The following is a 14,347-nucleotide window of genomic DNA, read 5'->3' on the forward strand; positions in this document are numbered from 1 at the left end:
AAATTACATCCTTTTTTAAGGTTAAGTTTACAAGATTTTAAGATTTTATTATAAAATACCCGTCGCTTAAAAAGGGTACCCAATAGCCAGATTGAAAATCAGATTTTCTTTTCTCCAGCTTCTGTCACCAAAATTAATATCGTCAATCACCCACTCCTGTCCTTTAGGCAAATAAGGTTTTCTGAGCGGAAAAGCCAGGTCAGTTCTGAGAACTAAAAAATCAAAATCAAACCGCAAACCTATACCCGTCCCGATGGCAAGCTGATTGAGGAATTTACCGCTGAACTTAGCACCCGGTTTGTCGCTGTTTTCATTCAGAAGCCAGATATTACCGGCATCAACAAATACAGCACCTTTGACTATTTTATATATTTGACCTCTTAGTTCAGTACTGAATTCAAACTTAATGTCTCCCGATTGATCCGGTAAAAAAGAATTTGAATTTTGACTGCCATCAAAAGTTCCCGGCCCAATTGACCTTGCCCTGAAAGCCCGGATACTACTGGTTCCTCCTATAAAAAATTGCTTGATAAAAGGAAGCTCTTTTGAATTTCCATAAGGTATTCCGGCACCTATTATAATTCTGCTGGCTAATTTTGTCTCCTTATCAAAGTTCAAATAATGACGAAATTCCACTTCGGCTTTTGTATATTGACTAAAAGGAACACTTAAAATGTTCTTGGGATTATTATAATCATTTGCTCCTAAAATCAAGCCCAATGAATTCCCGGATAAATCTATCCCTCCTTTAAAATAAATATTATGCTTCCTGTTTTGCTCCATTGTATTGGTATAGGTATACGAATAAGTGGTTCCAAGAATTAATTGTTTATCAATTACTCTTTGTAAAGAAGGATTAGCTGCTATTTGCGACTGATACAGCTCACTCACATTATTTGGCGAAGTATAGGCTATATTAAGAATATTAAGATTGTGTTCCTTTCTTTCATTTTCTTTCCAGATATAACCAAAAGAAGCATTTAAAGTTTTTAAGGAATATAATTTAGTTCTCAGCTGATATTCATACCCTATCGAAGCTTTTGTATTGGGAACATAAGCACTTCCGGAGTTCATTTGAAACGGCGAAATAAATCGTGGCCAGATCAGGCTGGCATCTCCTCCAAAACGGTATACATTAAAACCATTATTTTGTCCGGAAACCTGAACTTCTAAACCGGCAAAAGCAGAAATCTTTAATAATTCAGCTCCTTTAAAAGTGTTACGGTTACTCCAGTTGATGTTTAATTCTGTTCCTGAATAATTTGCCGAGTTCGTTTTAGCTAAAGTTTCAACCTGAATTGATTTTTTTGGCAACGGAGTCAGATAATAATAACTGTCCAGTTGATTTTTTACAGAATCATTTACCTGAAATTCATTTTTAACAAACTTAAAAGTTCCTAAAGTAATGAGTCTGTTTAATGATAAATTATGAGTCGTTCTATTGTATAAATCACCTTTGTTAAACAATAATGTTTTATCAAAAATAAAAGGTTTAAAAACAGTTTTGTTATCAATGATGGTTAAATCCTGATAATGGATGGTATCCTGTTTTTTTCTGGCAATGGTATCTCTTCTTAAATTAAAGCTTGGATAAACAAAAATATTATTGATTTTATATTGTTTTTTTGCTTTTTCGGGAGTTTCTTTTTTTATTTTTACAATTAGATCTACCTCATGATTTGCTACAGTACTATCCACCTGAATTAACAGATAATTTTCATTAAAGTAATAAAATCCCTGTCCTTTCAGATTAGCATCAATACGGACTCTTTCATTTTTTATATCTTCCAGATCATAAGTGTTTCCTACTTTTAAAAGACTTTTCTCTTTTAATTTATTAATTTCCTGACTAAGAACAACCGAATCTTTTGGAAAAACAACCGACTTTATTTTGTACTGATTATTTAATTTAACCGTATAATTAGCCTTGGCTTTTTTACCTCTTCTTGTCGAATCCGCTTTTGTTTCAGCATTAAAAAAACCTTTGTTTTCTATATAATTCTGAACTACCTGTTTGTTATATTCTAAATCTACTTTACTCATCAAAACAGGTTCTGCTCCTAATTTGTATTTGACCCAATACTTAAATCCTTTTTCTTTTTTTACTTCTCCAATCAAATTATAAAAAAAGACTTCAGGACGCATTCCTAATATGGATTTATTAGGTACAGGTCGAATTAATCCATCCAGTTCTGACTTAATCTGCTTTCTTGTTTTTTTTGATTCCTTACCTTTCTCAATGTCAATAGTATGACCTACATATAATAAATCTCCTTTAGGAATTTTATGAGTTCCGCTACAGCTCAATAGTATTGAAACTGAAAAAAACAGCAAGATGTAATTATTTAATTTCATTTCGTTTATTGTCTTTTTTTCTGTTTTTGCGATTTTTATGAAATAATTCTCTAAACTTATTGTAGTCCATCGTAATGATAAAGGCTACACCCGTTTCAATAACCTGACCTTGTAAGGCTACCTGATAATTATTTTTTCTATAAGCTCTTAATTTATAACGCCCGTCTTTTGTAATTAAATAATCGGCAGAAACATCTCCCGCAATATTTGTGGATTGCTCATTTTGCTGTGGAGCTCCCTCCAGCCCAAAGCTGCTTCCTACGGTAACCTTTAAACGGTCATTTAATAGTTTTTTAGAAAGCCCTACATTCAGGTCAGTACGCTCTTGTTTTTGTCCTGAAGTATAATTTTCCGTCGCTTCAAGATCAAAATCCAATTCGAAACCTTTTATTAAATCGCCTGCTAAATTATTCAGCTGTTGCGATAAAATTTTACTGGCACTTTGTTTCGCTAAGAAAGCCCCGCTTACACCACCGGTTTCACTTTCAAAAGGGTTTTCTCCAATAAAACGGTTTAATAACAACAACGCAAAAACCTGTTTGTTTAAAGCGTCTTCGTCGCGTCTTATCTGCTCTAACTTAGCCTGAGTGGTATTAATTACTTCGGCTGAAACCGTATTATTACCTTCCGGTAAAACAATATCAAAAGTGATTTCAGGCTTTAATAATTCACCTTTCATTTTTAATTCTGTTTCAAAAGGGATTCTTTGTTTGTAAGTATTGCGGGCTTCAGCTGTTATACCTTCAACCTGATCACTCACTAAATCTAAGGGTGGTGCATCTACTTTATACACTGCGGTCACATTTACATTTGCAGTGGTAGGTTCTCCGGTCCACAAAATATAACTGCCGGATTTAATATCAAATTTTCTCTTAATCAGATTTAAATTCATCTGATAAGCTCCATCCGTAAATTCATATTTTCCTGTTAAAGTAGTTTTTCCTGACGGATCAATTCCTCCGGTTAATTCTGCTTCTCCTTTTAATTTTAGATAATCCCCATTAGCTTCATCAATGATAATCGAAATCTCTGCATCTCTGTCAATTCCAATATTTACCGAAGCATCAATCCCTTTAAATTCAGTTTGTGTAATCTGTTTTGTCGGGTCTTCTTCAACAGTCACTAAAACCGGCTGATCCTGGTCTATAAATTCTACAATCCCTTCTCTGTCAGCTATCGAAGGATCACTTTGAGGTAACACAATAGTAAATTTAGTGTCTTCATTTATTTTAACTGTACCGTCAATAACCGGGCTGTTTAAAGTTCCTTTTATCCCCAGATTGTTGTCTAAATACAATTCCCCATAAAACAATTTATTGTCTTTAGCGGTAGAGTTTATCGCTCTGAAATTTCTCGCTGTAAGATTCAGATTAAGTCCTAAATTAGTATAATCCCTGCTGTCCAAGGAACCTTTTATACTTAACGGATTTCCATCTTCATCCTGTAATTTAAAATCTTCAAAGACAATAGTGTTCTGCTGGAAATTAATGTTATCATTCAGCAGTTTGAACTTGGAATTTAAAGGAACAACAACAAATCCAACCGAATTAAATTTAATATTTCCATTTACATCAGGATTAGATGCTTTTCCGCTCACATCCAGTTTCCCGTTTAAGAAACCTTCGCTTTCTTTGAGGTTTTCTAATGTAAAAGGCTGTACCGATTTCATCTGAAGTTTTTGAATATCAACCATGAAATCTAAACTTTCGGTGCTGACATTGTAATTTCCGTCAATGTTCAGTTGATTTTCTAAACCTGTCAGCGTTACATTAGCACTATACAAATTAGTGGTTTTATTATCCACTTTTGCATTAATATTCCCAACAGTATCATTTTTTACTTTAAAATTCTCAATATCCAGATCTGCAACAAATAAGGGATTTGAAGTAACATTCTTAATCGTAGCTTCCCCGTTTATTATTCCGCCAAGCTCGAAATTTGATTTGGCAATACTTGTTAAGGATTCCAATTCAAAATTTTTAAAACTGGCTACAATGGGTGAATCAGCCGAATTATTTTCAGACTGAACGCCAAATGATTGCTGATCTTTTTGAAGTATAAAATCCCTAACTACAATTCCGTTTTTTTCTAATTTTACTTCATTGTTCGCATTTACTGCCCAGTCTTCATAATTCAGCAGCAGTTTTTCCGGATTAAGATGCACAATGGATGCTCCCAGACTGTCTTTAAAAACACCTGAAATTAAATATTTGTCTTTATCTTCTGCATCTTTAATATTTAAGGCATAATCAATGGTGTTATTTTCTAATTTTCCGATTAATGTCGTTTTAGGAATTTCGAACTGCTCATTTTTAATCTGACCTAAAGACACATTATACATCAGTGCATTGTCCTGCGTATTTACTTTTAAAACACCGGCAGAGATTTCATTATTGGCATAATTTAAACTGGGAACCGAAGCATTAATCATTATAGAATCATTAACAGAATTGTATTTTCCGTCAAGGGTAATCTCTGATAATTCAATAATCTGCGGAGCTAGTTTTTTTAATAATGGTTCATCTTTTATAGTAAATTCAAATGCCAGTTGCTGATTTTCTTTATTTTCAATATACTTTTTATCCAACTGATAGTACTTCGAAACAGAATTCATAAGCGTATTTCCGATAGTCGAAAGCTTATAATTTCCCGAAATTAAACCATTTACAAATTGAGATTTAATAATAATGGAATCTTTTTCAACCGTAGAAACTGCTCTCACCGAAATAGTATCCAGCGGAAATTGTTCCTTTTCTAAAGCAATTAAAAAATTATTAACATTTAATATTCCATTTAAATTATCCGGATTTAAATCATTAAAATCAGCAGTAATATTACCTCTCATTTTTAAAGGACCGGCATGAAGATTGAGCTTATTCAAATCAATAAATTCAGCATTTAACTCCAAATCCAGTGTTGGTTTTTTAGAATCCGAAGAACCTTCAGCATCTAATTTAAATTTTAAATTAGGATCACCGGAACTCACATTCGCTGCATACACACCGTTTTTAATAGTTCCGTCAATATTTATATTCTGGTAATTGTAATCATTAAATTGTGCTGATACGATTTTAGAAGTCAGTTTTGCCGTTGCCGTTGCAGGATCAAGACTTCTTCCATTGACAGTAGCATTGGCGGTAATCTTTCCTAATTGTTTGTTTTTAATCAATTTCCCTACATCAAAATTAGTAACGCTGGCATCAGCTATATATTTTTCATTATTTTTTCTGGTTTGGTCAAAAGTTGCTTCCACAATAGCATTTCCTAAAGAACTTTTTAAATCCAGATTAGTTTCAAAGGCAGCCACACTTCCTTTAAAGTTTCCTTTTAAATTAAATTTCTGAGGCAGCTGAATCGTGTTCGGAATCGTATTTTTTGGTGTAAAAGCAGTAATATCTTTTGCCGTACTTTCAAAGTTGGCAATAGCCAGATTAAACACTGATTTTTCAAAATCAGGCAATCCCCGGATGGTTCCTTTCATATCCACTTTAGTATTCCCAATCCCGTCAGCCTTGAAAGTGGTAATTTTTAAATCATCCAGTTTTCCGTTTACTGTCGCATTAAAATTCACGATAGTATTAGGATTATTTTTAAAAACAGCATTCGATTCCAGTTGCGGCACTAATAATAAAATATCTTTAAATGCCAGCATACTGTTTTTTAAATGGACATCTAAAGTGAGCTTTTCAGGATTCTTACTAATGGATTCAATAGATGGATAAGTTGCCAAAATGTTATCCTGTAAATTAGTCTGTGGTGTTTTTAACGATAAATTTTTAAGAGATGCTTCCTTTGAAGTATAATTAAATTTTGTTTTTAACGCGTCTAACTGAAATCCGCTTTTTTCTTTGAAAGTAAAAGAATTGACCGTTCCGCTGTAATCATTATCTCTTATAGCAATAGCTTTTCCGTCAAAACTCAGTTCATTTAATTTTAGATGATTGTAATCAATTCCTTTTTTAGTCTGAATTTCATTATTATTATCAAATATAAAATTAAGATTGCTGATAGAAACTGCATTCACATCAATTTTCCAGGCTAATCCGGAATTTTCGACAGCCTCTTTGTTCGTTTCTTTTGTTGTTTTTACAGATTTGGTTAAGGTAAGTTCAGCATTTGTATTGTTTAATTCCAATGATTTCAGTGCAATGATTTGCTTTTCCAAATCTATTGTTTTCACATTGGTTTTCAATTTTTCAAACCGGATTTTGGTATCCAGATTTGTAAGAGCATCTTTATATCTGACATCAATATTTTCAAGAAGAATATCTTTTAACTGCAATTTTAAAACATTCGTTTCAGCTTCTTCTTCGATTTTTTCAGCCACTCTTTTAGTTGCTTCGACTAAATCCTGAGTTAGATTTAATTGTAAACCGTTTAGGTTTATTTCTGGAATATTAAAAGAGAGATTATTTAAATCAAAATTTTTAATTTGGGTATCAAAGTGATTGACAAATACATCAATATTGTTTTTTGCAACTGTATCATCATATTTAAATTTTATCGAATCAAGGTTTATTTTCCTGATAGAAATTTCCATTCCTTTCTCATCAGTCTTAGGTTTTTCTTCAGTAGCAAAGGCTTTGATGATGTAATCAAAATTATAAACAGAATCTTTATTTACTTTAATATGCGCAGTAACACCTTGCAAATCAATGCTGTTAATTTGAACTTTACTATTTAGCAATTCAAACAGGCTGATGTCTACTTTTAAAGATTTACCCGCCAGTAAAGTATCTTTTGACTGATCTTCAAAATAGAAATCATGCAGAATAATTTTCTTTGGCAACCCCAGTTCAATACTTCCTACTGCTATATTTGTTTTAATTTTTTCATGAAGATAACTAACAGCTTTGTCTTTTATAAAATTTTGTCCAAACGGAGTCTGCAAAGCAATAACTATCAATAAAAAAACTGTTACAACAAACAATAAAATGTATAATAGAATTTTAGCAACTTTTTTCAACTTAAGATAGATATAAATTAAAATAAATCATATTGATTTATTTGTAAAACAGTTCAACTGACCGTGGGTTTAAGCAATTTAAACAACAGCATTTCTCTATAAAACTACAGCTTTGACTGCTCTTTTCAAAACACAAAAACACTTTTGTGAAGATATTGCAAAGCGGCTGGGATGTATTTATAGAATTATAGAAAATTCTTTTAAAATTATAATTTAATTTAAAAACAAAAAAGGCCCGAACAATGTCCAAACCTTTCTGGGATTACCTCCACATACATGAAATCCTATACGAATCTTTTTAGGCAAAGATACTATCAGTTCGGCCAGAATCTCAGCTGCCCAAAGGCTATTAAAGATTTAGGAATGTTAACACTCATCTTTTCTTTAAAATGATTGTTTATCACTCTAAAAAATTCTTTATCATTTATAGATGTTAAGCGAGAAAAGAAAGAAAATATAGATTATTAAATACAGGACACAACAAAGCTGTTTAAATTAGGTAGGTATCTGACTTGTAACATTCTTTTATATTCTCCCGCCAGCAATGGAGTTTATAAGCGCGACAGTTAGTGATTTTCCCACGATTCCCTTTTCACTTATTATTAAAAAAAAACCTAATTCAATTTGATAAAACAAATAAAGAACCAATCAACACAATTAGTTTAATATTCTTTATAAATTTAGCAAACAACCTCAAAAAGACCATCAAAAATTAAAAAACAAGATAATTAAACTTAATTATACATAAAAAATAGATTCAAAAACTTTTTAATACTTATTTTTGTCACCACAAAAGACAATTAGTACGATGGAAGAATTAGATACAATAGATTTATTATTATTAAAAATTCTGGGAAACAACTCCAATCAGACAATCAAAGAATTAGCTTTACAGGTAAATTTATCACCTACCCCGGTACTTCAGCGGGTAAAGAGGTTAGAAAATAACGGCTATATCAAAAAATATATTGCTTTACTTGATCATGAAAAATTCAGTCATGGATTCATTGTTTTTTGCAATATCAAACTCAAACAGCATGACCGGACAATAGGTCATAATTTTGTTGATGATATTATGAAAATCGATGAAGTAATTGAATGTTATAATGTTTCCGGTGATTATGATTTTATCCTGAAAGTTTTTGCCCGAGACATGAAGCATTACCAAAACTTTGTATTTAACAAGTTAGGCACAGTGGAAAGCATCGGTAGTACTCATAGTTCTTTTGTAATGGCAGAAATTAAAAATCTACACAATATTAGTATTTGATTGCCCAGTGACAAAAAAAGCTTTTCAACAGCCTTCAAACATCTAAATTCACAAAAAATATTTTTTTATCCGTTCCAAAGGGGATAATCAGTGTAACCCTGTTTTCCGCCTCCAAACATTGTTGCTCTGTCCGGTTTACTAAGCCCGGCATTTTTTTCAAACCGTTCAGGCAGGTCAGGATTTGCGATGTACAAAGTACCAAAGGAAATAAGATTTGCAATACCTTTTTCAAGTTCAGCTTCCGCAGAAGCCTTGTCATAACCTGAATTAGCAATAAGTGTCTGGCGTATCATCCTGCCAAAGAATTCAATCTCGTTTTCAGCGGTATAATGTTCTGGCGAAGGAAAACTCGAACTGCGTCTCATGAGTTCCACATGGGCAAAATCTAATTTGTTCAGTTCTTCAATCAGGTAGGTATAGGTAGCGGCAGGGTCATCCAGTATCATGTCACCATAAGTATGAAAAGGAGATAATTTAATCCCCACCTTTTCACTTCCCACCGCACTGATTAATTCCTGCATTACTTCCAGTACAAAGCGGGCATTTTTAGGTATGCTGCCGCCGTAATCATCCTTCCTTTGGTTGGCACTTTCAGCCAAAAACTGATTGGGCAAATAGCCATTAGCAGCATGAAGCTGAACCCCGTCAAAACCTGCGGCTATGGCATTTTTTGCGGCCTGACCATAGTCCTTTATAGTCCGTTTGATTTCCTGAATTGTCATTTCCTGAGGTATTTCGTAATCCTTCTTACCCTGGGAGGTAAAATGCTGCATTCCCCTTACAGGCAAAGGTGATGGTGCAAAAGGGAGCCTGCCATTCCTGTCCACAGAATGCCCCATACGGCCGGTGTGCCAAAGCTGAGCTACAATAACACCGCCTTTATCATGTACTGACGCAGTAACTTTCTTCCAGGCATCCATTTGCTGATTGGTAAAAATACCCGGAGTAAGCGGACTGCCGGTAGCTTCTTCACTGATTCTTATGGATTCAGTAAGCAGCATACCTGCACTTGCCCTTTGAGTATAGTATTCTACCGTCATATTACCCACTAAGCCATTTATATCTGTACGGCCTCTGGTCATCGCAGCCATGACCATTCTATTTTTTAGGCTGACATTGCCTAAATATGTTTTTTCAAAAAGTTTCATACCATTTTTTTAAAATTATTATTATTCATAAAAGACAAGAAGCTGAAACTTCATATAGTTATCTGCTTAAGATATTTTTTGCCACATCATTTATATAGAATATTTTTGCAAAAATTGTATTTCTTTCCGTTGAGCCATACGCTGAGCGATGATGCTCGCTGCAATCAATTGCAAGGCATGATAAAGCATCAATGGCAGTAATACTATTCCAGTGATGGTACTGTGCTGAAAGAGCACTTTTGACATGACGGTGCCATGTACCAATGACTTTTTAGACCCGCAAAATAAGACCGTTATACGATCTTCATCTGAAAAACCTAAAAAGCGGCTGATTAGTCCGATACAAACGAATACAACGAGAAATAAAACCATCATCCCAACAGCAAGTCCTGCAAGTTCAAGGGTAGTAAAACCTTCAAAAAGATGTTCGGAAAATGACTTGCAAAACGACGTGTAAATGATGGTAAGGATAATTGCCTGATCGAAATATTTGAGTTGTTTTTTATACTTTTCGGCAATGGCACCAAAGCGGGAGCTGAGGGTGATGCCAATGATGACGGGCAATAAAACTTGTAAAACCAATTTGATAACGATATCCGAAACATCAAAACTGCCTGTTGCAGAAGCGATGAACAGCCCAACCCATATCGGCGTAACCACTACGCCAATCAGGCTTGAAATACTCGCATTAAAAATGGCTGCGGGAATATTTCCTTTAGCAATAGAAACCATGACCACAGAAGAAGAAACTGTGGACGGTAAAGCTGCAAGAAAAAATACGCCCAGCCAGAGCAATTCAAAGCCGTTGCTGACAAACACGGGGCGAAATACCAAAACGATGAGCGGAAAAAACAAAAAGGTTGTCAGCTGGACGACAATGTGCATTTTCCAGTTTACAAGCCCGGATTTTAGTTTTTCAACACTCAGGCGCAAACCATAAAACAAAAAAATAAACGACACGCCAATATTGGCAATATCCTCCAGCGAAACAGGCTCTTTGACCATGCCCGGCCACGGCAGAAAATAAGCCAGCAAAATCATGGTGGCTATCATTAGCAGAAAACCGTCGAGACCTGATTTGCTTAATACTTGTAATAACTTTTTCAATTTGATCTTTACTATTTAATTTTTTTTTAAAGCTAATATTCGGGTGATAATGAAGTTTTTCCTAAAATATAATTAAGAATATACATTAAAGATCGGGACTACATCCCAAATTCTTTACGTATAATTTCTGCTCCAGCGCTTAATGCATTTAATTTGCCTCTTGCCACATCCCGTGACAAAGGAGCCATACCGCAGTTTGTTGAAGGATAAAGGTTTTCGATGTCTATAAACTCAAGCGTTCTGCGCAGGGTATCAGCGACTTCTTCCGGTGTTTCTATAGTGTTGGTGGCCACATCAATGGCACCGACCATTACTTTCTTGCCGCGAACCAGTTCGATTAAATTAAAAGGCACACGCGAGTTATGGCATTCCAATGACACAATATCAATATTGGATTTCTGGATTTTAGGGAAAATTTCCTCGTACTGGCGCCACTCTGATCCCAATGTCTTTTTCCAGTCATTATTAGCCTGTATTCCATAACCGTAGCAGATATGTACCGCAGTCTGGCATTTTAAACCTTCAATGGCGCGTTCCAATGCTGCCATTCCCCAATCGTTTACTTCATCAAAGAATACATTAAATACGGGTTCGTCAAACTGGATAATGTCTACACCTGCATCCTGCAGTTCTCTTGCTTCTTCATTGAGTAATTTCGCGAATTCCCATGCCAGTTTTTCACGGCTTTTGTAATGGTCATCGTACAAAGTATCTACCATCGTCATTGGACCAGGGAGTGCCCATTTTATAGGCTGATTTGTCAGCGTGCGTAAAAATTTGACATCTTCAACAAAAACTCCTTTTTGGCGTGCAACCTCTCCAACAACAACTGGAACACTTGCATCGTAACGGTCACGAATTTTTACGATTTTGCGGTTTTCAAAATCTACACCGCTTAAATGCTCGATAAAAGTGGTTACAAAATGCTGACGTGTCTGCTCGCCATCACTAATGATATCGACCCCTGCCAATTGCTGTTCGTGCAGAGAAATGCGCAGCGCATCCTGTTTACCTTCAATTAACTGATCTCCTTCTAATTTCCAGGGCGACCAAAGTTTTTCGGGCGGTGCAAGCCAGGCAGGTTTGGGTAAACTTCCAACAATTGAAGTCGGTACTAATTTTTTCATAATAAAATATTTTTAATGGCTATAATTAAAGATCAAAATTGGCAGACCACTGCTCTAAAACACTTTTGTAAGGCTTAATGAAGTGCTCTTCTGCATATTTACCCTGTTCGACAGCCAGTCGGCTGCGCTCATCGCGGTCATAATCCACGCGGGTGAGTGAATAATCTTCGTGTTTAAGACTCGGCTGATAGATTTTCCCAGCTACTGAATTTGCATTGTAAATTTCAGGACGATAAATCTTCTGGAAAGTCTCCATGGTGCTGATTGAGCTGATTAGTCCAAGATCAGTATAATCAGCAAGCAGATCTCCGGAATGGTAAAAAGCCATCGGTGCCACACTGTTTGCAGGCATGAAAAAACGAACTTTTAAACCCATTTTGAAGAAATATTCATCAGTGAGAGAATACTCATTCTGCAGATACTCAAACCCCAGAACCGGATGCTGATACTCAGTACGTGTATACGTTTTGTTGCCCGATACACTTAAACAAATTATCGGTGACATCTTAAAGTGCTCTTTGTAAGTGACAGAATTCACAAAGCACTTATAAAGTTTTCCATGCAAATCACCAAAATTTTCTGGAATACAAAAACTAGGTTTATTTTTATTGTACTCGGTCAATAAAATACTGAAATCATAATCACGTACATAAGAAGAAAAATTATTTCCGGCGATACCTTCGATACGCTGACTGGTCTTACGGTCAAAAATATTCGTTTTCAAAACTTCAATAAGTGGCAGATTGTTAATCCCATTCTTATCATCAATACTCATCGTTACTGTGATGATTTCAAGTTCTACAAGATAACGATCAGCTCCAGGATTATCCAAATGAGCCAATGAATTGAATCGATTGTTAATCATATTCAAGGCATTACGTAAGTTTTGCTGACGATTATCTCCTCTGGCCAGGTTTGCAAAATTGGTCGTCAAACGTGTTTTGCTTGAGGGGTGATAATTTTCATCTAAACAAGTGCTCTCGAGCTTAAATGTAAAATCAGACTTGATTGTACTTTGAGTATTTTCCATATATTTTCCGTTTTAGTATTGAAGCTTCTATTAAGAACTATTTCATTTTTCTAAATAGTTATTTTACACTGCAAATTTTAAAACAAAAGATTTATAAACCAAGTATTGATAAAATATAAATTTTTTTAACTTTATTATAGCTAATAAAAAGATAATTAATCTTTTAAAAGATATAATAATAACAGAAAACAGATAATTTCACTTTAGAGTTAATATTTCAAGTATATTATTTACAAGATAACCAAACCCAATAAGTATGAAAAAAGAAGTATCAGGCTATAATTATGACCTGAGGCTGGTACTTTACGATTTTAGCGTGCGTAAATATGACCACATATTAGGAAACAGATACTGGTCAGTTCATAACTAACAGCAGAAGACAGACACTCTATAATTACGCTTGTAAATTCAATAAAATTACAGTAGCCTGAATGCGTTACTTATCTTAACAGATATTATTTTGTTGTGTTGCATCGACTCTAACTCACTAGAAATATAGTTAAAACGGGTTCGTTTTTTATTAATATCCTGATTATAGAGAATCTTTTAAAAAGGAATACAGACTGTTAATACCTCTTTTATCAAAATCACTTATCAAAATCACTACACTATTTTTGATAACAGAAGTACTAATGTATTCATCTGAAATATGGTTCATGACACAAAAAAACCAACACTAAATGGTGCATAATCTTTCAATGGTAAAATATAAAGTCTTTAGAAGTAAATTTAGAGGCGTTAGAAATGTGGAATTCTTCCTTTTTAGACTAACTAATATTTATGCTTAAATTTTATCTCTCCACAGTTTTTTGGATTGATCCTATAAAATATAAACATAAAACATAGTAGCTGAAAATAAAAAAACCTTCCTGAACAACAAGAAGGTTTTAGTCGGGGTGGCAGCGTTTATTCCGAAAACGGAAATTCGAACCTGCGGCCTTCCGGATTAAAAATCGGGACGCGATAACTCGTTACAATTTTGAAATTAATGTTTCAATTTTCACTTTACTTTTCCATTTTTTTATTTCCTGCTCACGCAAAATCGCATCGGTTTTAGTATCAAATGATTCAAAATATACTATTTCCCAATCTTTAGCTCTTCCGGTAAATCCTTTATGAGAACTTAAATGACGACGCAGCCTTTCTTCTAAAGACATAGAAGAAAAACCCACATAGTAGTTAGCAATTGATTTTGAATATAAAATATAAACATAAAACATAGTAGCTGAAAATAAAAAAAACCTTCCTGAATAACAAGAAGGTTTTAGTCGGGGTGGCAGGATTCGAACCTGCGGCCTCCTGCTCCCAAAGCAGGCGCGATAACCGGGCTACGCTACACCCCGT

At 34.4% G+C, this 14,347-nt stretch carries 8 protein-coding genes, 1 tRNA gene and 1 riboswitch; of the genes, 1 reads left to right on the plus strand and 8 read right to left on the minus strand.

All coding sequences use genetic code 11. The annotated features are described in order from the left end of the window. Window positions 1-66 precede the first annotated feature (66 nt). Window positions 67-2,355 (minus strand): BamA/TamA family outer membrane protein, encoded by a 2,289-nt coding sequence (locus ACSV4D_RS04950; protein ID WP_439227359.1) that lies wholly within the window; start codon window positions 2,353-2,355, stop codon window positions 67-69. Beyond that, window positions 2,342-7,321 (minus strand): translocation/assembly module TamB domain-containing protein, encoded by a 4,980-nt coding sequence (locus tag ACSV4D_RS04955; RefSeq protein WP_439227360.1) that lies wholly within the window; start codon window positions 7,319-7,321, stop codon window positions 2,342-2,344. Before ACSV4D_RS04955 ends, ACSV4D_RS04950 begins: the two co-directional genes overlap by 14 nt. 481 nt (window positions 7,322-7,802) lie before the next feature. After that, window positions 7,803-7,954, minus strand: a riboswitch (cobalamin riboswitch). Between the two features lie 175 nt (window positions 7,955-8,129). Here ACSV4D_RS04955 and ACSV4D_RS04960 point away from each other — a divergent pair. Beyond that, complete coding sequence (locus tag ACSV4D_RS04960; protein WP_408081349.1) at window positions 8,130-8,591, plus strand: Lrp/AsnC family transcriptional regulator; 462 nt, start codon at window positions 8,130-8,132, stop codon at window positions 8,589-8,591. Window positions 8,592-8,656: 65 nt separating this feature from the next. On the opposite strand, the gene ACSV4D_RS04965 is transcribed toward ACSV4D_RS04960, so the two are convergent. The 6 genes from ACSV4D_RS04965 to ACSV4D_RS04990 all read right to left on the minus strand — a co-directional run bounded on the left by ACSV4D_RS04965 (window position 8,657) and on the right by ACSV4D_RS04990 (window position 14,346). After that, window positions 8,657-9,739, minus strand: a complete 1,083-nt coding sequence (locus ACSV4D_RS04965) for an alkene reductase (RefSeq protein ID WP_439227361.1) — start codon at window positions 9,737-9,739, stop codon at window positions 8,657-8,659. A gap of 90 nt (window positions 9,740-9,829) precedes the next feature. After that, window positions 9,830-10,846: a bile acid:sodium symporter family protein gene (locus tag ACSV4D_RS04970; protein WP_439227362.1), complete on the minus strand. Its 1,017-nt coding sequence runs from the start codon at window positions 10,844-10,846 to the stop codon at window positions 9,830-9,832. A 98-nt stretch (window positions 10,847-10,944) separates the two neighbouring features. After that, window positions 10,945-11,973: a methionine synthase gene (locus ACSV4D_RS04975; RefSeq protein ID WP_439227363.1), complete on the minus strand. Its 1,029-nt coding sequence runs from the start codon at window positions 11,971-11,973 to the stop codon at window positions 10,945-10,947. Window positions 11,974-11,998: 25 nt separating this feature from the next. Continuing rightward, window positions 11,999-13,003, minus strand: coding sequence for a DUF1852 domain-containing protein (locus ACSV4D_RS04980; protein WP_439227364.1), 1,005 nt, complete (start codon window positions 13,001-13,003; stop codon window positions 11,999-12,001). A 971-nt stretch (window positions 13,004-13,974) separates the two neighbouring features. After that, complete coding sequence (locus tag ACSV4D_RS04985) at window positions 13,975-14,223, minus strand: GIY-YIG nuclease family protein (protein ID WP_439227365.1); 249 nt, start codon at window positions 14,221-14,223, stop codon at window positions 13,975-13,977. Window positions 14,224-14,271: 48 nt separating this feature from the next. Then, window positions 14,272-14,346 (minus strand) — tRNA-Pro (locus ACSV4D_RS04990). Between the last annotated feature and the right edge of the window lies 1 nt (window position 14,347).

Source organism: Flavobacterium sp. ARAG 55.4, assembly GCF_051846875.1.
GTDB lineage: Bacteria > Bacteroidota > Bacteroidia > Flavobacteriales > Flavobacteriaceae > Flavobacterium > Flavobacterium plantiphilum.

Excerpts from the sequence above, each read along its gene's own strand:
- ACSV4D_RS04965 (WP_439227361.1), bottom strand. The coding sequence starts at position 9,739 with ATGAAACTTTTTGAAAAAACATATTTAGGCAATGTCAGCCTAAAAAAT.
- ACSV4D_RS04985 (WP_439227365.1), bottom strand. The coding sequence starts at position 14,223 with ATGTTTTATGTTTATATTTTATATTCAAAATCAATTGCTAACTACTAT.
- ACSV4D_RS04975 (WP_439227363.1), bottom strand. The coding sequence starts at position 11,973 with ATGAAAAAATTAGTACCGACTTCAATTGTTGGAAGTTTACCCAAACCT.
- ACSV4D_RS04960 (WP_408081349.1), top strand. The coding sequence starts at position 8,130 with ATGGAAGAATTAGATACAATAGATTTATTATTATTAAAAATTCTGGGA.
- ACSV4D_RS04980 (WP_439227364.1), bottom strand. The coding sequence starts at position 13,003 with ATGGAAAATACTCAAAGTACAATCAAGTCTGATTTTACATTTAAGCTC.
- ACSV4D_RS04950 (WP_439227359.1), bottom strand. The coding sequence starts at position 2,355 with ATGAAATTAAATAATTACATCTTGCTGTTTTTTTCAGTTTCAATACTA.